This window comes from Streptomyces sp. ICC1 (assembly GCF_003287935.1).
Classification (GTDB): Bacteria; Actinomycetota; Actinomycetes; order Streptomycetales; family Streptomycetaceae; genus Streptomyces; species Streptomyces tritrimontium.
Map to the genome: position 1 here is coordinate 8022335 of NZ_CP030287.1, position 20536 is coordinate 8042870.

Sequence of the window (20536 nt, forward strand, 5' to 3'; positions counted from 1 at the left end):
CAACCTGACGGTGGGGCTGTGGTGTTGGTCGGTGTGGGCTGTACGGAACGACGAAGCTCCTGGTAGACGGGTTCTCGACCAAGATCACCCGTGTCCGCCAGGAGCTTCGCGTGCTTGCCTAGTCTCGTGGGCTCGGAGATGTGTATAGGCGGCAGGTGGGAGTGGGCGTCGGCGTCGGCGTCGGGGTGGGAGTCGGCGTGGGCGCCGGGTTCGTCGTCGGGTAGTTCCCGGCCGGCGGGTTCTCCACCGCGGCCGAGCCGTCTCCGGCCTGGTACTGCCGCATGTACCCGAGCACCGTGTTCACGTACTCGCGCGAGTTGTTGTAGCTGAGGATCGCCTTGTCCAGCTGGGCCGCGTCGGAGAGGTTCCGCCCGCCCGCGCACAGGTAGAGGCCCGCGCCCAGCGCCGCGTCGTACATGTTGTTCGGGTCGCGCTTGCCGTCGCCGTTGCCGTCGGCGCCCCACGTCGCCCAGGTGGAGGGGATGAACTGCATCGGGCCCACCGCGCGGTCGTACACGGCGTCCGCGTCCCACTCGCCCTTGTCGGTGTCCCTGATCTCCGCGAAGCCGTTGCCGTCCAGGCGCGGTCCGCGGATCGGCTTCTCGGTGTACCCGTCCGCCTTGAGCCCGTAGCCGGAGGCGTGCACGGACTCGGTCCTGCCGATGCCCGCGAGGAGCTGCCACGGCAGCTTGCAGCCGGGCAGGGCCGCCGCCACCGACACCTCGCCGCGCTTGTACGCGTCGAGGGCGGTCATGGGTATGCCCGCGGCCGCCCCTTCCGGGCTGGTGGCGCCGGGGATCGTCGGCGGATCGGCGGCCAGGTCGGGCAGGTCCAGCCGGGCGTCACCGCGGTCGGTGGCCTGCGGGCTGTCGGGGGTCGGTTCGGCCTCCCCCGCGCCCGCTATCGGCGTGTTGGTCACGACCGCCGCGGTGGTCAGGCTGGCCGCGAGGGCGGCCGTGCACATGACTTTGCGCGAGGTGTTGACGAGGTGACGGTGAAGTGGCTTCACAGTGCGGCAATCCCCCCAAGGCGGCGGCCGATCCGGGCCCCCGTAACACGTACAAACTTCACATCAGGCTGTGCGTATGACCGGTCGGGCCGTGGATGTTAACTGTCTATCAGGTCTTAGGACCCGACTCACCGTCCCCCCGGGAGTTGTGCCCCACCATTCGTCTCGTCTTCACCGGGACCATGTCCGGAAAGGAACGAAGGCCTTAAGTCCCTGCCCCATACGCCCCAATGGCACGTACTTGACCGCTCTACGGTCTTTATCCTTGTTGGATGGCGACCAGCAACAAGAAGACCCAGCAGCGCGAGGCCCGCGAACGGATGCGGGTGGAGCGCGAGGCCCTGGCCCGCCGCGCGAAACTGCGCGGGCGCCTGCTCATCGGCGGCGCGCTGGTCGCCGTACTGGCGGTCGCCGTCGGCATCGGCGTCTACGTGTCGAAGCCCTCCGTCGACGAGGAGGCGGCCGGCAAGCCCTTCGTCCAGCCGGCCAACACCGCCGGCAAGGACGGGATCGTGATCCCGTACGGCAAGGCGGACGCGAAGAACGTCCTCTCCGTCTGGCTCGACCCGCGCTGCCCCTACTGCGCGGGCGTCGAGATCGGCCTCGGCCAGACCCTCAAGGAGCAGGCGGACGCGGGCACCTACCGCGTCGACTACCACTTCGCCACGTTCCTGGACAAGGCGCTGGGCGGCGGCAAGGGATCCAAGCGCGCGGTCAACGCGCTCGGCGCGGCGGTGAACGAGAGCCCCGAGAAGTTCATGGAGTACCTCCAGGTGCTCTACAAGAACCATCCGGAGAAGGAGTCCGACGACAAGTTCGGCTCCACGGCCACCCTGCTGGACCTCGCCGACCAGGTGCCCGGCCTGCGCACGCCCGCCTTCAACAAGGCGGTCAAGGAGCTCACCTACATGCCGTGGGTGGAGAAGGTAGGCCAGGCCTTCTACGACCAGAACATGCAGGGCACCCCGGACGTCTCGATCAACGGCAAGAAGCTCACGGTCAACTCCGGCCAGGGCATCGACTCGATCACCCCGGACGCCTTCAAGAAGCTGATCGCGGACAACCTGAAGAAGTAGCGGGGCAGGGGTCGTCGCCGTGGCGGGGCGCTGCGGGAGCCGTCGCCACGCCCGGGCCCGGGCCGGGCCTCAGGCGGTGTCCGGCTCCGCAGGGCCGGACGCCTCCCGGCAGGCGGTGCAGTAGCGGCGCGCCCGCACCCCCTTGGCGCGGGCGCGGTCCACGGCGGCCCGCGCCCGGTCCGCGGTCCGGCTCTCGTCCCGGATGACCTTGATCGTCACCGCGAAGATCAGCAGCGCGGCGACGATCCCGACCGGTGCGAGCCACGGCAGGTTCTTCTCGCCGGCGTAGTACACCCCCGCGGCCCCGGCCATGAGGGCGATCACGGTCCCCTCGATGACGTTCGTGCACCCGCCGGTCTCCAGCGCCTGGCCGATCGGCACCGTGGCCGTCGCCCCGCAATGGGGGCAGACCTCCGGGGCCGCCGGCTTCCCGAGCCCCAGCCGTTCGCGCCTCGCCTGACGGCTCCCGCCGGTGTCCGTCCCGTCGTTCTCCGCCGCGTTCGTCATGGGCCCCATGATGACCGTTGGTCACGTGCACACGTCAACGGCGGCCGGACCGGGCTCCCCGCGTCACAGACACGCCCACACCGTCTTCCCCGGGGCGCCGGGCCCGCGCGGGCCGACGCCCCACTCCCGCGCCACGGCCCGTACGAGGGCCAGCCCGCGCCCGTGCTCCGCCGACCAGGGGTCGACGGCGTCCGCCGCCTCCGGCGGCTCCCTGTCACCCCGGGCGTCGCTCACCTCGACCCGGACCCGCAGGCCGTCGTAGCCGAGCCGGATCTCGAAGTCCCGGCCGGGGACCCGCCCGTGCAGCACGGCGTTCGCGGCCAGCTCCCCGACCACCAGCTCCACGTCCTCGGCCAGCGCGCAGCCGTACGGGATCCCCCAGGCGGCCAGCTGCACCACGGCGAGCCGGCGGGCGAGGCGGGCGCCGCGCGGGGTGGCGGAGAGGAGCTGCCGGAACTCGACGGGCGCCATGTCACTCAATTCGGTCGTCACCTCACCGAGCGTGTCCGCTGCGCCGTACGCTTTCCAGGTACGGCGGCGCTACGGGGAACCCCCGTAGGACCGGCGGCGGTTGCGTGTACGGCCTGTACGGGTGAGGGCGGTTCAGCGGATGAAGGACCTGTCGGAGCGTGAGGAAGAGCCGGAACGGCCGGTGGAGGTCGACGGCACGGCGTACCTCTTCAAGGCGCTCGGGAAAATGATCAAAGTGCTGCGGGAGCGGGCGGGCCTCCAGCAGAAGGAACTCGCGGCCCTGGTGCACGTGGGCGAGGACCTGGTGTCCTCCATCGAGCGGGGCGTGCGGACGCCGCAGCCGGACTTCCTGGAGAACGTGGACCGGGCGGTGAACGCCGGAGGCGTCCTGATCGCGGCGATCCCGGACGTGATCGAGGCCCTGAAACGGGCCCGGACACGGCACCCGGATTGGTTCCGGAAGTTCGCGGACGCGGAGGGGAAGTCGGTGGCGCTGCACTATTACGCCGTCCAGGCCATCCCGGGTCTATTGCAGACCGAGGCGTACGCGCGGGCAGTCTTCCGTCACCGGCGCCCGGTGTTCGCGGAGGAGGCCATCGAGAAGCGGGTCGCGGACCGTCTCGACCGTCAGGTGATCCTGGACAAGTGGCCGGCGCCCACCTTCAGTTTCGTACTGGAGCACGCCATCCTGCTCCGCCCGACTGGCGGTCCAGAGGTCCACCGCGACCAGCTGCGCCGCCTGCTGGAAATCGGGCGACTGCGGACGGTGCACCTTCAGGTGATGCCAACCGAGCGCGATGAACATCCCGGCTTGGAAGGTGCGTTCACCCTGCTTCGCCCTAAAGGTCGCAATGAGGTTGCCTACACCGAGACATACGGCCACGCTCACCTCATCACCGATCCCGAGCAGGTCCGTATCTACAGTGAGCGCTATGGAATCATCCGGGCACAAGCACTCACGCCACACGAGTCACTCGCCCTGATCGAGAAGTTGCTGGGAGAACTATGAACACCGCACACCTGGCCTGGTTCAAGAGCAGCTACAGCGGCGGCGAGGGCGGCGAGTGCCTCGAAGTCGCCTTCGACTGGCGCAAGTCGAGCTACAGCGGCGGCGAGGGCGGCCAGTGCGTAGAGGTGGCCGGCTGCGCCACGGCCGTCCACGTCCGGGACTCCAAGGTCCCGGCCGGGCCCCGGTTCGCAGTGGCTCCGAGCGCCTGGGCCGCGTTCGTCGGCGGGGTCACCGGACCGTAGGACCAGGGGGCCACTCGGCGTGGCCCCCTTCCTTCCGCTTCCGCTTCAGCCGAGCAGTGCCTTGACGGCGGCGATGACCGGGACTCCGGCTTCTCCGATGACCGTCGCAATTCCGGAGAACGTCCGGAGGATTCTCGCGAATCTCTCCTGGGAGGGATTCGCCTGGATCTCCGCGACCGCCGCGTCGACTTCCGCCCGGTCTCTTTCGTCCAGGTGCTGCCTCATCGCCTGGACTTCTGCGAGGAGTTTCTCGACCGCCGATACGTCCGGCGCCGCTCCTCCCGCATATTTGCCTCCGGCGACGATGTCTCCGGAGCCCGTGTGTGAGGCCTTTCCGATGCTTCCGGGCCCGTGCACCGAAATGTGGTCGCCGGCCATCATCGACCGCCTCCCCGGATGTCGCCCGAACCGCTGTGCTGGGCCTGGCCGATGGCCCCCGCCCCGTACACCTTGAACTGGTCGCCCATCACCGCTTTCTTGATGTTGATGGTCACCGGTGCGGCGTCCGGTCGGCCGATGGCCTTGGTGATCTCCTGGACGAGGTTCTCGATCTCGGCGCGGTCCAGGGACCACACGGCATCGCGCTGCGTGCCGGAGGTGTTGAGGATCAGGCCGTACACCGGGGGCCTGCTGATCACCTGGACGAGCTGCCAGACCAGCAGGCCGAAAACGACGACCGCCAGGATTCCGGCGATGTTCCCGAAGATGGCCGCCGCTATCCCGCCGACGACCAGGCAGAGCAGGGCCCGGCGAATGAACTGTTTCCATGCCGCGCCCTTGTTGACCTCCAATACGCGCTGTCCTACGTGGGAGATGTTGTGCAGTGGATAGGCCTCACCATCGACCCACAGCACACCCTCTTGCACCCGGACTTGGACTGTCGTGGTTCCGTCCGCCATTTCGCGCCCCCCTGGCTCTTTTTGGCGTTGACGGCTCGAAGTGTAGGGCGGGTGTGACCGGCCACGTAGGGGTTGGACCATTTCAATGTAGTCATGATCCATGCCGGATTCCGCTTGACAGCCAGGTCGGCGGAATCTTCCCCTCCGGGCGGGGCTGCGGGCTCGGCGACTGAGCGACTCGGCGGACTCAGTGGGGGACGCCGTCCAGCGCCTCCCAGGCTATGTCCGGGGCGAACGAGGTGCACCCGGTCGCGGGGACCTCCTCACTGCCGAGGTCGACCTGGACGGTGAGGTTGCCGCCGCGGACGGAGAGGGAACAGCTCGTGGCGGTGTCCGCCGCACCCCAGAAGGCCTCGTCCCCGAATCCGACGCTCGTCTGCTTGCCCCCGGCCGTCAGGGCACGGAAGGCCGTGGCCTGTGCCTGCGCCGCGTCGCGGACCCCGTCGTCGGCCAGCAGGTTCCACCGGACCCGGACCGTGCGTGCGCCGTTCTTGCCGCTGCCGCCGTACCAGGTGCAGGAGGTCTGGGTTTCGCCACGCGTCGAGGAGTGGCGGTCGCTGCCCCGGTCGCGCGGCTGGAGGGGCAGCTTCGGAGCCAGCTCCGCGCAGTCGGCCAGCGAGCGGCGCACCGAACCCGTCGTCCGCGGCCAGGCCCGCGTGGACGTGCTTCACGGCGACGAGGCGCCCGTCCGGCGCGGCCCCCAGCAGCACCCGGCCCATGCCGCCGCTGCCCAGCTCGGCGAGCAGACGGTAGGCGCCGGACGCGGCCGGATCGGACGCCTTGAGGGGCCTCATCGCGTCACCGCCGCCGCGTCGGCGCAACCGGGCGTGGATGCCGGCTTGTTGGTGCCCCGCACGGAGAACCCCTCGTCATGCCGCTTGCCTTGCCGCGCACCCGGCTTCCCGCCGGACCGCGGACGGACCGGGTCCAGTAGACGTAGAGCCGGCCGCCCCCGTCCAGCCCGTTCCAGAACCGGAGGGGCGGCCCCGCACACCCGATCAGCCGACCGGACCCGCTTCTGAGCCGTGCGCCTTCATACAGGCGTTGTCGAAGGCCACCAACCCGACCGTGCCGCCCTTCGGGGGATCCATGTACTCGGCGACGATCCTCCAGCCGCGCTGCTCCAGAATCACCTTGGAGTTGAACACCTCGCCGCGCTTGTTCTTGCGCTGGTCCGGTTTCCCGGCCTGCTTCCAGTCGCGCTTGCGCAACTCGTGCACCGTCGCCTCGAACCGGTCCAGGTCGACCGGCGCGGCATCGGTCCCGAACCCCTTGAAGACGACGGCGCACGACTTCACCGAGTCGGGCGAAGCCTTCTCGCTCATGCTGAGGTAGTCCGGGTCGTTCTCCGGCGCGCCCGCGGCCGCCGCCGAGGTGTCGAGGTCCGTGCGCACGACGTCCCGCGCGAGCGGCCCGGTGCCCTCGGGGCGGGACGGCACCGCCACGGACGTGTCCCCGGCCCCACAACTCACGGCTCCGAGCGCGATGACGGCCGTCGCCATGACGGCCCGTCTCGTCCTGTTCACAGTTCCCCCCAGGTCAGGGGGCCGTTCGCCCCCGTGATCGAGGGAGGGAGTCTGCCACGGCGCACCGGGGGAGCCGCCCCCGCGGCCCCCGGGGCGCCGTGGCAGACTCCCCCCCTCTGTCCCTTATACAAATCTCCGAGCCCACGAGACTAGGCACGAGCGGCCCACCACGAAGGCGGCACCGTCCCAATCCGTCCACTCAGCCAGCCCCTCAGAAAGATCCACGGAGCGATCCTGCCAGCACAGCATCAGACCCGGTGAACCTTTCCGGTCACAGCACTAGGGCCTCGTGGATCGAGCAGCCGAGGTGGTCTCGGAACATCTTGATGCCCTCGATGTTCCTGCCGCTGAGGATCTCCTCGTCCGCGAAGGAGAGCGGGCCGGCCGTCCAGGGGGCGGACGCGGGATCCCCGCCAGGCCAGTCGACGTCGGTCAGCGTGGCGAGCAGGCGGCCGTCCGAGAGCGCCACCGCCACGTCCGTGCCGCGGGCTGCCTTCTCGGTGAAGACAACGGGTGCAGTGCGGTCCAGGAGGAAGACGAAGTGCTGGGCTATACGCTGCCGCCACTCATCGAGCTCGCCGTCGCCGTCCAGGCGCAGATTGGAGTTCCAGACTGCCTGGGCGAGGACCGATACGAACAGCCCGAGAAAGTCCGACTCCAGCAGGTCGTCCGCGTGCTCGATCAGAATCGCGAGGTTCTGGTTCCGTTGGCCTCCCCAGCCGACCCATGGCTGGCGTCGGAAACGGCCGCGCTCGACGGCGGCCCGTGACAAGGCCGCGAGGCCGCCGCGCATCGCCCGGACGCAGCTGTACGACCTGCGCCAGGCACTGGCGGCCGGCCGTGGTGTGCGCCCCGCGGCCGGGCAGGCGCGGGCGGATGCCGCGCAGCGGCCGGACGACGCGCGCCGTGCCATGCTCGCCGAGGCCCTTGAAGTGCTGGACCGGCCCGGTGGGGTGCTCCTGCTGCCGTTCGTCCGCCGGCCGTTCGAGTCGGGCCTCGTACGCGGCGTCCTGCTCGGCGCGGTGCTCGTCGCCGTGGTTGGCCTGGGGCTCCCGCAATGGGTGTGTGACAAATCCGTCAGTGATCACTGCGTGGGTGCTGCGTCGGGCCTGGGGATTTAGTGATCGTTTCAGGATTCTTTGCTGTGGTGTGGTGTGCGTCTGAGCTGGGGTTTCCTTGGGTTTCGGAGGTGGGGGAGGCTCTGGGGTGCAAGTTCAGTGATTGATCCGGAATGTAGTGGTCAATGCGGGATTTTCTTATGGCTGTGTGGTCCAGGTGGATAGGTCTGGGTTGGTCAGGGGCTGGCGGTTGTAGCGGAGTGCCTGTGACAGGGTGAGTGCGTGGCCTTCCGGGTGGCTGGCCAGAGCCGTGTGTCGGCTTGATGCGAGGAAGTTGATCTTCGACGTGCGTCGATGGCTCGGGTCGTTCTCGGGTGAGAGGCAGGCTACGAAGGTGTGCAGCCAGGGCCAATCCGTTTCCGTAGTCTCGTTCGCACTGTTTCCCGGCCGGATGTCAGGGTCCGCTTCTAGTCTTTGCGTCATGACTTCAGCGATGTCCAAACGTCCGGGCTGTGAGCTGCCGGGCGATCCTGCCCGTCTTCGCCTCCATTACAGCCACGGACATCCCGCTGTGCCATACGACTACGAGGACACCTTGGAGCCCTGGCATGTTGCGGTCACCTACGGGATGGCGGGTGACGAGGAGTGGGATGAAGAGGAAGGGGACGGCGAGGTTCCGGCCGCAGGCAGCGAGATCGGCCACCTCATTTTGTGGAGGCTGCGTGACTACACCGGCGACAACCGGTGGGAGGCGGCGGACGCCGAATCCGGAGATCTCGAGGTCATTGTCTCTGCCGTTCTTGGCCGTTCCGGACGTGCCGGCTACAGCGCTGCGTTTGAGAAGGCGGTCCAGCATCCTGTCGGTGATCTGCTGATCCTGGACCGCGTCAGCCTCGACAAGGCGTGGAGGGGTTTCGGGCTGGGCCCGGCGCTGGCCGTCGAGGCGATCCGTCGCCTGTCCGGGGGGTGTTGCGCTGTGGCGGTCTATCCCGCCATGGGCGAGTATCCCGAAGACCGGGCGCAGGTCACGGAGGCCTATCGGCTCGAGGTGAAGAAGAAGATCGCCGCGCTGTGGGAGAGCATCGGCTTCCAGCCTTTCCGCCAAGGGGTATGGCTCCTGGACACAGCTCTGCGCCTTCCCGAGGAGCTCATGCAGGCCCGCCGCGCTCAACTGCGCGCCCTTGGTGGGGCCTTCCAGTAGCCGGGTTCAGACTGAAAGCGGCCTGGCAGAGACCGCGGCTGCAGAAGGCTGGTCAGCCGCGTTCGACAGCGATGCGTGCCAGGAGTTTCAGCAGGGGCAGGTCGGCTGCCACGGCATCGACTGCGTTGCCGAAGTCGTTGAGAATGAGATCTTTCTTGCCGTGTGCCAGCCCGTTGCGGATGGCGTAGAGGTGCCTGGCGGTGTCGATGCCGGCTGTCGTGAGAGCCTCCACACGGCCAAGTGCCCGTTCTTTGAGGACGGAGAACACCTCGACGGGTTTCTTGGCCTGTTCTGGAAGAAAGGCTGGAATGGTCATCAGCTTCCCGAAGTCGTACTCCTCAACGGAGTCGAGGTGGTCGGTGATGAAGTCCATGCCGTTGCTGCTCCGCGGCGCTTCCAGCACGCGGTACAGCCCCATGTACTCGGCAAGCAGGTCAACATGCCTGATGGCCATGGCGTAAAGGGCAAGCGGCTCGGTGCGATCCGTGAACCGACGGCTGAACTGGGCCAGCGGGTCGTTGTACGTGCCGTACCGGAGCCGCAGCATGTCGGTATACCTGATTTCGTGTGCCTGTTGGGCGACGGAGTCCAGGGTGTCGCGGTAGGTGCGGTTGGAGGGAAGCCACGGACGGTCGTGCCCGATGGGTTCGTAAGGTGCAGCGGCCGGCTCTTGAAGAGGGGTGACGACCGTGGGGGAGTCGTGGTCGAAGGCGATGCAGTCCGCGACGAAGAGCACGTTCTCTAGCGAGGGTGCTGTGAGGGATGCGTTGTAGTACCCGTCCGCGTTGAGGGGAAGGGGTACCAGCAGGCCCAGCTCGGAGAGTTCTTGCATGCCCCATTTGCCGTCGGCCTCGAACTCCTCGATGCCTACGCCTGGCATGCGGATGCCGAAGGCAAGACTCGGCCAGTCGATTCCTTGCATCATGGAGGAAGGATAGGCGGCTCCCGCGGGCCGTTTCCCTCCAGTACAGCTGTGCGCCGTCAGGCCGGACCGCCTCTTCGGCGCGCGAGCCACGACGACTCGCCAACGCGGCCGCATTCGGGCACATCCGGCCTTGAGGTATGCCTGCTGTGGTCATCTGCGGACAAGCAGTCCACGGGATGGTCACGGGTTTCGCGCCCGCCCGCCACTTCGGTGGGCTCATCAGCCGGATCGCGGGTCGGATGTCGTGACCCTCGTGCAAGATGGAGAGCTGCCTGCACACCACGGTGTGGAGGCCGTTGGGTACTGCTGCACTCTTGGGGGAGCGTTCGTGTTCCAGCGTCATCTTCATCGTCACGATGACATCGATCTGGTGATGTCCACGCTGGAGGAGGATCCTCAGTGCCTGCCGGTTCTCATCACATGGGGTGCGGGCCTGCGCTGTGACGTGGCTTCGTCTCTGCGGGAGGTCATCGCGACCGGCGCCTGGCAGGACGACATCCATGTACGTCGGGATTCTGCCCGCTGGCGGGGAAAACCCCGCTTCCCCGCCTTTCTCGACAGCGGACTCGAAAAGCGCCGCGACCGTGGCCCCAAGTACGAACATCTGCACACGGCCTTGCTGACTTTCCCCGAGACTCGGGCCGCTCTCTACCGGGTGCATGCGGCGGAATGCCCGCAGCACTGTCGCACGCGAACCGGCACCTTCTCGGAGGACCGTCACGTCGATGACTACCGGGAGGCACTGTTCGGTTGGTATGCCGCCATCCAGCATGCGCACGCCTGCGTGGTGCGGGCAGCACAGTGGTTCGAGAATACGGATCTTCACGATCCCCGGCGCCCGCAGACGTTCACCGATTGGCTGGCCCACCCCGGATCACGACCCGGCCGGCGGGTCGGCGACGGGACACCGCCCACCTCCCACATAGAAGCCTTGCGGGAGATCCTCCTGATGATGCAGGCCTGGAGCCCCCACACGTTCGAGGCCATCGACGTGGCCTTCCGGAAAGCGGAAGGAGAACGCGCATCACACGCCTGGGGCGGCAGCTTCGAGCCTGCTGGGCGGCCCGAAGCCCAGGCCGCTGCCGAAGCCCTCACCTGCGTCCTCTCCCCGGATGAGCGCCAGTACGTCCGCGACGCCATCGCACGCATCGAGGCTGACGGCGCCTGGGACCGGGATATGGACCTGGCGAAAGACGGCACGCCACCCTGTACCAGCGACCGGCATCGCACCTACGGCGCCGAAACCAGCGAGCGTGAGGACTGCGCCACGGCCCGAGGCCGTGTGTACGAAGAGGCCTCCCAGCCCTGGACTGAGGGCGTCGACCGTGAGGCCTCCGCTGCCCGTCTCGCCCGGTTTCTGCTCGGACCCCATACCGACCGAGTCCAGACCGCCCTCTCCACGGCCCGCGCAGCCGTCGCCCGGGACACCGCGGAAACCGCACCGCAAATCTGGCACGACAACGCACAGCGCCTCCGGGAAGCCCGCGAGGCCACAGGACTCGATCTCCACGACGCCGCCGGCCACCTGGGCATCAAGCCCGCCACACTCCAGCGCTTCGAACAAGCAACGGGCAAGCTCCCGGGACGACCGGTCTCCCTCGGCTACCTCCAACTCATCGCCCTTACCTGTACCCAGGCGGGCCGCACCGCTCCCGCCTGTATCCCGCAGGCCATCTCCCAGCCGGTCAGCTCACTGCCGACCACCCCGTAGTACGCCACCGTGCCCACATTTCTGCCGTTACGTAGCCACCCGTGTGAGGAATCCCCGTGTTCGAAGAGGTACATCACCGGCCCTGCGGACGCCCCACCAAGTCCGGTAACCCCTGCCGCGCTCAGTTCTCCGGTCCGGGCTTCGCCTGCAAAGTCCACACCACCGACAACGAAAAGGCCCTCGTGGAGGCCTACCAGCAGGGGCTTCAGACCGGCCGGGCGCAAGAAAGAGAATGGAGGCAACGCGTCGAAACCACACAGGTCGAGCACCTTGAGCGGCAGATACGGACCCTGCGGGAAGAACTCGATGCCAAGAACCGCCGTTTCGAGGTCGACGGCCACCAGGCTGTCACCGTTGACGGGTACGGATACCGATGGAGGGGCCCCGGCACGCTCGCAGTCGGAGACCGTGTGCTCCTTCCCGAAAATTACGTCAGTGCCCTGCGTCACGGCCCGGGCCCCTTTCCCGGAACCGTGACTGCCCTGGGCACCACCTATTCCGGGACTCTCAGCACGATCATCTCGCGAGCCCCCGGCTCCTCACAGCAGACCGGCTGAAACCACCGGCGCAAGGCACCGGCATCCGAACCGACCAGCAGAGGGATTCCGTGAAACGCGAGCGCGCTACCACGCTCCTGAACGACATGCTCGATCGCCTGGAGGAGGGAGGCTGGCCACTGGACCTCGTCGACGAAATCCTCGTCTTCGGCTCCTACGCACGCGGCGCACTGAACCCCTCAGACGTCGACATCGTCGTAGAGCACCGCAGAGACAGCCGTCTTACCTCCGAATTCCTTCACGCCCTCTCCTACGGGCGAGACCCCTCAGCGTCAATGAAGCGAGCCCTCAAGGGCAACAGCCGAGGTCTGCAGATCCACTTTGGCGAACGCAAGACCTTCGAAGCGGAAGGCTTCGAACTGACCATGCTGTGGACCCGAGGCGAACCCATGACCGCCGCCCGTACTCGACTCGCTGCCATCGCCCCGGACCCCACAGCAGGCCGCGCATCACGTGACCACATGATCGAGGCCTTCGACGGCATCGACCGCTGGGTCCCACGCCCGGTCCGCATCGATCTCACTGACCTGGTCGACCGCAAGGCAGCCACCATCCGGCAACTCCAACTCGCCGACGTCCGTCCGAGCCATCCCGCAGCCCTTGAAGCCCTCACCCGCTGGAGCGACACCAGCCCGTTGCGTCGAGCCGCGGCAGCCGTCCTCGCGCACCTCGAAGCCAACGCTCAGCCTCTCGACTCCGTCTACCTCCACGGCGATCCGGTCATCGGTAGCCGCTACAGCGACACGGCGTGGCAGATCGGTGTCGGATTCGACTGGCGTCACTACCGGAGCATCGCCCATCACCTGGAAGAGGGCACCGACTGGTTCGAGGTCGTCCGCCCGACCCGCACCCAGCCACTTCACGCCCTCCACATCACGGTCCAGGACCGCGCCGTCCTGCCCCGCTCGTGACAGGCGCGCCCAGGCGTGGGGATTACACCGGACTCCTGTCCTGGCACTACGAGCGGGCCGATGACGCCAGCCACCGGCCGAGCAAGACAGCGCATCTTGCAGGGGCGGACAGCGCGCGGTGGGGCGGGCTTTGACTCTACGACAGTCAGGAAGCGCGAGCGCCGTCCCAGCTGGTCGTCCGGTGAGAGCCCGCGGTTCGCATCAGGGGCCGAGCTGGGTGGTTGCGGCGTTGATTTCTTTGAGGGTGATGTTTTCGCTGCCGGTGCGGATCGCGATGACGGCGGCGGTGGAGACGAGGTGGGTAAGGGCTTTGAGGTACCCGCCGGTGCGCCGGTGGAGTTCGACGGCGTGTTTGCTCAGCGCATGCTCTTCGAGCCGGTACAGGCTCAGGTCGGCTTCGAAGCCTGCCAGCACTTCCCGGAAGGTTTTCTGGTCTCCGGCGTTCAGGGGCAGGGGGTGCAGCCAGGTCACAGGCAGTAGCGCACTGGGGGAGGGCCGCGGCGGCGCTCCGCACCGCCCTGCCCGCCCTCCTCCCGGACGACCCCCGCGCGCACCGCCTCGCCGCGGCCGTACGCACCTTCGCCGAGACCCTGGAGGAGTACGCCCCGCACTGGAGCCCGCCCCGCCTCGACCGGCCGGTCGCCGGCCAGACCCACTGCCACCAGCACGCCGTCCTCGGCGACGCCCCCGACCGACGGCTCCGCGAACGCGCGGGCCTCACGGGCGACCTCAGCGGCGGCTGCTGCGGCCTCGCGGGGAACTTCGGCTTCGAACCGGGCCACCACGAGGTCTCCCTGGCCTGCGCCGAGGAGCAGCTCCTGCCGTCGCTGCGCGCGGCCGCGCCGGGTACCGAGGTGCTGGCCGACGGCTTTTCCTGCCGGACCCAGATCGCGCAGCTGTCCGGCGGCCGGGCCCGCCACCTCGCGGAGGTCCTGGCGGAGGCGCTGGCGGAGCCGGAGCCGGAGTCGGAGTCGGAGTCGGAGTCGGAGTCGGAGGCCGAGGCCGTGCCGGAGGCGCCGTAGCCCGGGCGTCACGGGATGTAAGGCAAAACACGCAGGCATGCTCCTTACGCACGCCCTAGTCTGGAGAGATGGCCGTACCCAGCTCCGCCCCCGCCTCTCCGCCCACGACCGCGCCCGTCAGCGCCTCGGTTCCCGCCCCGGTTCCCGCTTCCGCGGCTCCCGCATCCGCCCCCGCGGCCCCCGCGGCCCCCGTGGATCCCGCCGCCGACGGCTCCTTCCGGGCGCGCTTCGGGCCCGTCGCCCTCGTGGTCAGCGCGGGCGTCTCGGTGCAGTTCGGGGCCGCCATCGCGGTCATGATCATGCCGAGGACGGGCGCGGCGGGCGTGGTCACGCTGCGGCTCGCGGCCGCCGCGCTGGTGCTGCTGCTCCTCTGTCGGCCCAAGCTGCGCGGGCACTCCCGTGCCGACTGGATGACCGTGGTGTGGTTCGGCGTGACCATGGCCGGCATGAACGGCCTCTTCTACCAGGCCATCGACCGCATCCCGCTGGGTCCCGCCGTCACCCTGGAGGTGCTGGGCCCGCTGGTGCTGTCCGTCGCGGTCTCCCGCCGCCTGATGAACCTGCTGTGGGCCGGGCTGGCGCTGGCCGGCGTGGTCCTGCTCTCCACCCACGGCGGAGGCGGCTTCGGCGGACTCGACCCGCTGGGCGCGGCGTACGCGCTCGGCGCCGGCGGCATGTGGGCGGCGTACATCGTCTTCAACGCGCGGACCGGCCGGCGGTTCCCGCAGGCCGACGGCCTGGCGCTGGCGATGGCCGTGGCGGCCGTGCTCTCGCTGCCCCTCGGCGTGATCGAGGCGGGCTCGGCGCTCCTGCTCCCCAGCACGCTGGCCCTCGGGCTCGGCGTGGCGGTGCTGTCCTCGGTCCTGCCCTACACGCTGGAACTGCTCGCCCTGCGCCGGCTCCCGGCGCCCACCTTCGCGATCCTGATGAGCCTGGAGCCCGCGATCGCCGCGACGGCGGGCTTCCTGGTGCTCAACCAGGCGCTGTCGCCGCTGGACGCGGCGGCGATCGCGCTGGTCATCGCGGCGAGCATGGGCGCGGTCCGCTCCCAGACCCGCCGGCGCCCGCGGCCGCTGAAACCGCAGGCCTGACCCGGCCACCGCCGACCCGGCCGCCGCTGACCCGGCCGCCGCTGATCCGGCCGTCGTCGTCACCGGCCGTCGTCGCCGGTCGGCGACCCGGCGGGAGCTCCGGGTCAGCTCCAGATGACGTCGCTGTCGGTCCGCAGCACCACGACGTCCGCGTGCTGGACGTTCGCCTCGACGTGGAACCCCGTCGGCCAGTCCGCGGACCAGGCGGAGAGCGAGGAGCCGACGCCGGCGCCGCCGGAATCCGCGTCCGGCCGGTCCTGGCTCCAGCCGCTCGCCACGGTCACACCGAGCGCGAGGGTGCTCATCGCCGCGGCGGCGAAGTACATCCGAGGAGTTGTCATGCGCGGAGCATCCCAGCCGTGCGGGGCGGAGGGAAGACCTCAGCCGGCATGGCCCGGAGCGGCAGCCGTCCCGGTCCCGTACCGGGCCGCCATCGCGGCGGCCACCGCTCCGATCCGCTCCCGCAGCGCCCGCGGGGCGAGCACCTCCGCCTCCGCCCCCAGCTCCAGGAACTGCGACTCCGCGTGCGCCTGTGACTCGATCGGCAGCACCGCCCGCGTCCACCCGGGCAGCTCGGGATCCGGGGTCCCGGCGGCCGCCAGGGCCCTGGCCTGGGCGCCGGTCAGCCGGGCCGCTCCGCGCGCGGACACCCGTACCTCCGCTTCCTCCGGGTGCAGCCGCTCGTGGAACTCCGCCTGGGTGCGCCGCCAGTGTGCGGCCAGCTCGAAGCCGTCCGGGAGCACGCACTCCTCGCCGGTCTCCCGCACCCCGAGGACCTGGTCCACCCGGTAGGTGTACGGCCCGGCCGGCTTCCCGCCGGCGGGGTCCGCCGAGGGCTCCGCCGGGCCGGCGACCAAGTACCAGCGCCCCGCCTTGAGGACCAGCCCGTACGGGGCGAGCCGCCGGTCCACCTCGTGGGGCGCCTTCCACCGCCGGTAGCGGACCTCGATCACCCGCCCCCGCCACACCGCGTCGGCGATCTGCCCCAGGTACGGGGTCTCCTCGTGCTCCGCGTACCAGCCGGGCGCGTCCAGGTGGAACCGCAGCCGCATCCGGTCGGCCTGCGCGCGCAGCTCCGCGGGCAGGGCGGCGCGCAGTTTCAGCTGGGCGGCGGACAGGGCCCGGCCGAGGCCGAGTTCGGCGGCCGGTCCGGGCATCGAGGTGAGGAAGAGCGCCTCGGCCTCGCCCGGGGCCAGGCCGGTGAGGCGGGTGCGGTAGCCGTCGAGGAGCTGGTAGCCGCCACTGTGTCCGGCGTCGCCGTACAGCGGAACACCGGAGGCGGACAGCGCCTCCGCGTCGCGGTAGACCGTACGGACGGACACCTCCAGCTCCTCGGCGAGCTCGGCGGCGGTCATCCGGCCTCTGGTCTGGAGGAGGAGCAGGATCGAGAGCAATCGGGCGGCCTTCATGTGCACTCCACTGACACATGATGTCAGCAGACCGCTCCTACGGTTGCCCCCAACAGCACCGGAACGGCCAGGGGAGAACGCGCATGGGCAACGGCAACGGCAACGGCATCGGCAACGGCATCGGCAACGGCAACGACGACTTCGGCTTCCTCGTCGGCACCTGGGACGTGGCCAACCGCCGGCTCGCCGACGGCCTGGACCCGGACAGTGGATGGGAGGAGTTCCCGGGGACCTCCCGGGCCACCCGCCACTTCGGCGGCGCGGCGAACTTCGACGAGATCGAGTTCCCGACGAAGGGGGCGGCCGGACTGACCCTGCGGCTCTACGACCACGAGCGCGGCCGGTGGACCCTGAACTGGGCGAGCGCCCGGACCGGGACGCTCTTCCCGGCCGTCGTCGGCCGGTTCGAGGAGGGCGCGGGCACGGGCCGGGGGGTCTTCGAGGGCGAGGACAGCCACGGGGACACGCCGGTCCTGGTGCGGTTCGTGTGGTCGGGGACGCGGACGGACAGTCCGCGCTGGGAGCAGTACTTCTCCGCCGACCGGGGCGGGAGCTGGATCCTCAACTGGACGATGGACTTCACCCGCCGCACCCCGCGACCCGACTCCGACTCCGCCGTCGGCGAGTGAGCCGGCCGCTCAGAGCAGGCCGAGCACCGTGGACAGCCCGTCCGGCCGCTGGTCGACCGGGAGGTGGCGGACCAGTTCGACCCGGCAGCCCAGGGCGGCGGCCCCGCCGTCCGCGACCTCGTCGTCACCGACCATGAGCACGTCGGCGGGCGCCTGCCCGAGCGCTGCGCAGGCGGCCCGGAAGAGCCGGGGATCGGGCTTCTGCACCCCGTGCTCGAAGGAGAGCAGGTAGCCGTCGACGAGGTGGTGCAGGCCGTGGGCGCGGAAGACGGGCCGCAGGTCCCAGCCGATGTTGCTGACGATGACGACCGGGACGCCCCGCTCGCGCAGGGCGCCGAGCGTGGCCGCGGTGTCCGGGTAGGGCCGCCAGGCCGCAGGGGTGCGGTGCCGGGCGTACAGGGCGCCGGCCAGCTCCGGCACGGGCAGCGCCGCCTCCAGGATGAGGGCGGTGTAGGCGGCGTGGTGGTTGGCGGAGCTCAGGTCGCGCTCGCGCCACAGCCGCTCTAGCCGGGGCGGCAGCCGGCGCGGGTTCGCCCCTCCGGGCAGGGCGCCGGCCTCCTCGAGGCGGGCCGCGCAGTCGGTGAGTTCGGCCTCGGACAGGTCGCGCCCGGTCTGCGCCACCACCGCGCGCAGCCAGTCCCCGGTGGGCTCGATGCGGAACAGGGTGCCGGAGAAGTCGAACATCACGCCCTTGATCATGGCGCCGATCCTCGCCGCGGGAGCGGGGCGCGCGCAAGCCCCGTACGCCGGGAGCGACGGAACGCCCGGCACCCCAAACTGCCGGTCCGGCAGCCCAGTTGGGAGGCGTCCGCGCGGCTCGGCAACGCTTCGGCAAATAATGCAAGCACGCTTGATTGTTTCGGTGACGGCTGCCAGGCTTCCCCCCACGCCGAGAAGGGGAGCGCACCCGTGCCCGATCCGTCCGCTGTCGCCGTCTTCGCCGATCTTCACGAGGAGGGTCGGGAACTCGATGCCCTGGTGGGGGAGTTGACCGTCCCCGACTGGGCGCGGCCCACGCCCGCGCCCGGCTGGAGCCTCGCCCACCAGATCGCCCACCTGCACTGGACCGATCGGGCCGCACTGCTCGCCCTCACCGACGCCACCGCCTTCGCAGGCCTCGTCGAGGAGGCCGTCAAGGCCCCCGACACCTTCGTCGACGCGGGCGCGGAGGAAGGGGCCGCGCTGGCCCCCGCCGAACTGCTGGCCCGCTGGCGGGCCGGCCGCGCGGCCCTCGACGAGGCGATCGCCGAGGCCTCGCCCGGGGCGAAGTTCCCCTGGTACGGGCCGCCGATGAAGGCCGCCTCGATGGCGAGCGCCCGCCTGATGGAGACCTGGGCGCACGGCCAGGACGTCGCCGACGCGCTCGGCGTCCGCCGCGTCCCCACGGACCGGCTGCGGCACGTGGCACGGATCGGGGTCCGGGCCCGGGACTACGCGTACGCGGTACGGCGCCTGGCGGCGCCGGCGGAACAGTTCCGGATCGAGCTGACCGCCCCCGGCCCGACCGGCTCCGCCGAGGTGTGGGCGTACGGACCCGAGGACGCGACCCAGCGGGTCACGGGCCCGGCCCTGGACTTCTGCCTGCTGGTGACCCAGCGCGCCCACCGCGCCGACCTGGCCCTGACGGCGGACGGCCCCGACGCCGGCCGCTGGCTCGACATCGCCCAGGCCTTCGCGGGCCCCGCGGGCCCGGGCCGCGCGCCGGGGACCTCCCGGTGACCCGGCGCCCGCTGCTGATCGGCAACGCGTCGGGGTTCTACGGAGACCGCTTCGACGCCCTGCGCGAGATGTTGACGGACGGCCCCCTCGATGTGCTGACCGGGGACTACCTGGCCGAGCTGACCATGCTGATCCTGGGCCGCGACCGCCTGAAGAACCCGGAACTCGGCTACGCCAAGACCTTCCTGCGCCAGCTGGAGGAGTGCCTCGGCCTCGCCCACGAGCGGGGCGTGCGGATCGTCGTGAACGCGGGCGGCCTGAACCCGGCGGGACTGGCCGGCGCGGTCCGGGCGCTGGCCGCGAAGGTGTCCGTCCCCGTCTCGGTCGCGCACGTCGAGGGCGACGACCTGATGCCCTACGGGGAGGGCGCGCTCACCGCGAACGCCTACCTCGGCGGCGCCGGCATCACCGCCTGCCTGCGGGCGGGCGCGGACGTCGTGGTGACCGGCCGGGTCACGGACGCCGCGCTCGTGAGCGGGCCCGCGGCCTGGTGGTTCGACTGGGCGCCGGACGACCACGACCGGCTCGCGGGCGCGGTGGCGGCCGGCCACGTCCTGGAATGCGGCACCCAGGCCACGGGCGGCAACTACTCCTTCTTCACTCGCCACGACGTCGCCCGGCCGGGCTTCCCGCTGGCGGAGATCTCCGAGGACGGCTCCTCGGTCGTCACCAAGCACCCGGGCACGGGCGGGGTGGTGACCGTCGGCACGGTCACCGCGCAACTCCTCTACGAGACCCAGGGCGTGCGCTACCTGGGCCCCGACGTGACGGCCCGCCTCGACACGGTCCGGCTGGCGGAATGCGGCCCGGACCGGGTGGCCCTCTCGGGCGTACGGGGCGAGGCGCCGCCGGACACGCTGAAGGTGGGCGTGACCCGGATCGGGGGCTGGCGCAACGAAGTGGTCTTCGTCCTGACGGGCCTGGACATCGAGGAGAAGGCGGCGCTCGTACGGGCACAGCTGGCCCCGCTCCTGTCCCCGGTGGCCTCCGCCGCCTGGACGCTGTCGCGCACCGACCACGAGGACGCCGGGACGGAGGAGACGGCGAGCGCGCTGCTGCGCCTGGTGGTCCGGGACCCGTCCCCCGACCGCGTCGGCCGGCCCCTGACCTCGGCCGCCATCGAGCTGGCCCTGGGCAGCTACCCGGGCTTCCACGTCACGGCCCCGCCGGGCCCGGCCCAGCCGTACGGGGTCTTCGAGTCGGCCGCGGTTCCGGCCGCCGAGGTCCCGCACACGGCGGTCCTCCCGGACGGGACCCGGGTGCATCCCGCCCCGCCGGCGTCCGAGGCGCGGGGGCCCGCGGCCGGAGCCCCCGAAGGGCAACGGACCCCGGCCCGCTCGCCGGCCCGGGCCCCGGGAACGGCCCCGGGGGTGGCCCCGGGAACGGCCCGGGCCGCGGTAACGGCCCCGGGGACGGCCCCGGCTTCGACCGGGGAACCGGCGCGCCGCCGCGCCAACCGCACCGGCACCGCCGCGCAATACCCGTCCGGATCGTTGGCCAAGGCCAACCCCGCCAGCCCGAACAGGATCACCGGCAGGTGCGCCGACTCCGTCACGTAGTCCGC

General features: G+C 70.5%; 24 protein-coding genes and 2 pseudogenes. 13 read left to right on the forward strand and 13 right to left on the reverse strand.

The features are described 5' to 3' along the window. Window positions 1-163: 163 nt before the first annotated feature. A pseudogene (locus DRB96_RS37545) lies at window positions 164-964 on the reverse strand (lytic transglycosylase domain-containing protein); the annotation flags it as partial. 317 nt (window positions 965-1281) lie between these two features. Between DRB96_RS37545 and DRB96_RS37550 the strand changes: the two are divergent. Next, window positions 1282-2085 carry a thioredoxin domain-containing protein gene (locus DRB96_RS37550; RefSeq protein ID WP_112452422.1) on the forward strand — a complete coding sequence of 268 codons (804 nt, stop codon included), beginning with the start codon at window positions 1282-1284 and terminating at the stop codon, window positions 2083-2085. 69 nt (window positions 2086-2154) lie between these two features. Here the strand turns inward: DRB96_RS37550 and DRB96_RS37555 are convergent, their stop codons facing one another. Together DRB96_RS37555 and DRB96_RS37560 are read right to left on the reverse strand one after the other, a co-directional pair. Then, window positions 2155-2592, reverse strand: coding sequence for a hypothetical protein (locus DRB96_RS37555; RefSeq protein WP_112452423.1), 438 nt, complete (start codon window positions 2590-2592; stop codon window positions 2155-2157). A 63-nt stretch (window positions 2593-2655) separates the two neighbouring features. Beyond that, on the reverse strand, window positions 2656-3084 hold the full coding sequence (locus DRB96_RS37560) for an ATP-binding protein (RefSeq protein WP_112452424.1): 429 nt from the start codon (window positions 3082-3084) through the stop codon (window positions 2656-2658). A 118-nt stretch (window positions 3085-3202) separates the two neighbouring features. Here DRB96_RS37560 and DRB96_RS37565 point away from each other — a divergent pair, with 118 nt between their 5' ends. Together DRB96_RS37565 and DRB96_RS37570 are read left to right on the forward strand one after the other, a co-directional pair. After that, window positions 3203-4072, forward strand: coding sequence for a helix-turn-helix transcriptional regulator (locus DRB96_RS37565; protein ID WP_112454239.1), 870 nt, complete (start codon window positions 3203-3205; stop codon window positions 4070-4072). After that, window positions 4069-4314 (forward strand): DUF397 domain-containing protein, encoded by a 246-nt coding sequence (locus DRB96_RS37570; protein WP_112452425.1) that lies wholly within the window; start codon window positions 4069-4071, stop codon window positions 4312-4314. The genes DRB96_RS37565 and DRB96_RS37570 overlap by 4 nt, the downstream gene beginning before the upstream one ends. Window positions 4315-4359: 45 nt before the next feature. Here the strand turns inward: DRB96_RS37570 and DRB96_RS37575 are convergent, their stop codons facing one another. From DRB96_RS37575 to DRB96_RS37595, 5 genes are all read right to left on the reverse strand, one after another. After that, window positions 4360-4695: a hypothetical protein gene (locus DRB96_RS37575; RefSeq protein ID WP_239516555.1), complete on the reverse strand. Its 336-nt coding sequence runs from the start codon at window positions 4693-4695 to the stop codon at window positions 4360-4362. Next, the gene (locus tag DRB96_RS37580) at window positions 4692-5213 is read right to left on the reverse strand and encodes a DUF6232 family protein (protein ID WP_112452427.1); all 522 of its coding nucleotides are present in this window, start codon (window positions 5211-5213) and stop codon (window positions 4692-4694) included. The genes DRB96_RS37575 and DRB96_RS37580 overlap by 4 nt, the downstream gene beginning before the upstream one ends. Before the next feature lie 187 nt (window positions 5214-5400). Next, entirely contained in the window at window positions 5401-5841 is a 441-nt protein-coding gene (locus DRB96_RS37585) for a hypothetical protein (protein ID WP_162688891.1), read from the reverse strand. Between the two features lie 370 nt (window positions 5842-6211). Beyond that, window positions 6212-6739: a hypothetical protein gene (locus DRB96_RS37590; protein WP_162688892.1), complete on the reverse strand. Its 528-nt coding sequence runs from the start codon at window positions 6737-6739 to the stop codon at window positions 6212-6214. 271 nt (window positions 6740-7010) lie between these two features. Next, window positions 7011-7532: a hypothetical protein gene (locus DRB96_RS37595; RefSeq protein ID WP_112452430.1), complete on the reverse strand. Its 522-nt coding sequence runs from the start codon at window positions 7530-7532 to the stop codon at window positions 7011-7013. A 52-nt stretch (window positions 7533-7584) separates the two neighbouring features. Between DRB96_RS37595 and DRB96_RS37600 the strand changes: the two genes are divergently transcribed. Both DRB96_RS37600 and DRB96_RS37605 read left to right on the forward strand, forming a co-directional pair. Then, window positions 7585-7860 (forward strand): hypothetical protein, encoded by a 276-nt coding sequence (locus DRB96_RS37600; RefSeq protein WP_112452431.1) that lies wholly within the window; start codon window positions 7585-7587, stop codon window positions 7858-7860. A gap of 418 nt (window positions 7861-8278) precedes the next feature. Then, window positions 8279-8998 carry a hypothetical protein gene (locus tag DRB96_RS37605; RefSeq protein ID WP_239516557.1) on the forward strand — a complete coding sequence of 240 codons (720 nt, stop codon included), beginning with the start codon at window positions 8279-8281 and terminating at the stop codon, window positions 8996-8998. Window positions 8999-9050: 52 nt separating this feature from the next. Here the strand turns inward: DRB96_RS37605 and mauJ are convergent, their stop codons facing one another. Beyond that, window positions 9051-9923: a methylamine utilization protein MauJ gene (mauJ, locus tag DRB96_RS37610; protein ID WP_112452433.1), complete on the reverse strand. Its 873-nt coding sequence runs from the start codon at window positions 9921-9923 to the stop codon at window positions 9051-9053. Window positions 9924-10251: 328 nt separating this feature from the next. On the opposite strand from mauJ, the gene DRB96_RS37615 reads away from it, so the two are divergent. The 3 genes from DRB96_RS37615 to DRB96_RS37625 are packed head-to-tail and all read left to right on the forward strand — an operon-like array spanning window position 10252 to window position 13102. Beyond that, window positions 10252-11634: a helix-turn-helix transcriptional regulator gene (locus DRB96_RS37615; protein WP_112454241.1), complete on the forward strand. Its 1383-nt coding sequence runs from the start codon at window positions 10252-10254 to the stop codon at window positions 11632-11634. A 56-nt stretch (window positions 11635-11690) separates the two neighbouring features. After that, the gene (locus DRB96_RS37620) at window positions 11691-12191 is read left to right on the forward strand and encodes a hypothetical protein (RefSeq protein WP_162688895.1); all 501 of its coding nucleotides are present in this window, start codon (window positions 11691-11693) and stop codon (window positions 12189-12191) included. Between the two features lie 50 nt (window positions 12192-12241). Then, complete coding sequence (locus DRB96_RS37625; RefSeq protein WP_112452435.1) at window positions 12242-13102, forward strand: nucleotidyltransferase domain-containing protein; 861 nt, start codon at window positions 12242-12244, stop codon at window positions 13100-13102. Window positions 13103-13303: 201 nt separating this feature from the next. On the opposite strand, the gene DRB96_RS37630 is transcribed toward DRB96_RS37625, so the two are convergent. Beyond that, window positions 13304-13573, reverse strand: a complete 270-nt coding sequence (locus tag DRB96_RS37630; protein WP_239516558.1) for a hypothetical protein — start codon at window positions 13571-13573, stop codon at window positions 13304-13306. Window positions 13574-13599: 26 nt separating this feature from the next. Here DRB96_RS37630 and DRB96_RS37635 point away from each other — a divergent pair. Beyond that, window positions 13600-14124: pseudogene (locus DRB96_RS37635) on the forward strand ((Fe-S)-binding protein); the annotation flags it as partial. 68 nt (window positions 14125-14192) lie between these two features. Next, complete coding sequence (locus tag DRB96_RS37640) at window positions 14193-15215, forward strand: EamA family transporter (RefSeq protein ID WP_112452436.1); 1023 nt, start codon at window positions 14193-14195, stop codon at window positions 15213-15215. 104 nt (window positions 15216-15319) lie between these two features. On the opposite strand, the gene DRB96_RS37645 is transcribed toward DRB96_RS37640, so the two are convergent. Together DRB96_RS37645 and DRB96_RS37650 are read right to left on the reverse strand one after the other, a co-directional pair. After that, complete coding sequence (locus tag DRB96_RS37645; RefSeq protein ID WP_162688904.1) at window positions 15320-15556, reverse strand: hypothetical protein; 237 nt, start codon at window positions 15554-15556, stop codon at window positions 15320-15322. 39 nt (window positions 15557-15595) lie between these two features. After that, entirely contained in the window at window positions 15596-16624 is a 1029-nt protein-coding gene (locus DRB96_RS37650; protein WP_112452438.1) for a WYL domain-containing protein, read from the reverse strand. Window positions 16625-16707: 83 nt separating this feature from the next. Between DRB96_RS37650 and DRB96_RS37655 the strand changes: the two genes are divergently transcribed. Then, window positions 16708-17253: a hypothetical protein gene (locus tag DRB96_RS37655; protein ID WP_112452439.1), complete on the forward strand. Its 546-nt coding sequence runs from the start codon at window positions 16708-16710 to the stop codon at window positions 17251-17253. Between the two features lie 9 nt (window positions 17254-17262). On the opposite strand, the gene DRB96_RS37660 is transcribed toward DRB96_RS37655, so the two are convergent. After that, complete coding sequence (locus tag DRB96_RS37660; RefSeq protein ID WP_112452440.1) at window positions 17263-17952, reverse strand: HAD-IA family hydrolase; 690 nt, start codon at window positions 17950-17952, stop codon at window positions 17263-17265. 210 nt (window positions 17953-18162) lie between these two features. Here DRB96_RS37660 and DRB96_RS37665 point away from each other — a divergent pair, with 210 nt between their 5' ends. Both DRB96_RS37665 and DRB96_RS37670 read left to right on the forward strand, forming a co-directional pair. Then, a complete protein-coding gene (locus DRB96_RS37665) occupies window positions 18163-18972 on the forward strand; it encodes a TIGR03084 family metal-binding protein (RefSeq protein ID WP_112452441.1) in 810 nt (269 codons plus the stop codon). Window positions 18973-19040: 68 nt separating this feature from the next. Beyond that, entirely contained in the window at window positions 19041-20531 is a 1491-nt protein-coding gene (locus tag DRB96_RS37670) for an acyclic terpene utilization AtuA family protein (RefSeq protein WP_239517900.1), read from the forward strand. Window positions 20532-20536: the final 5 nt, after the last annotated feature.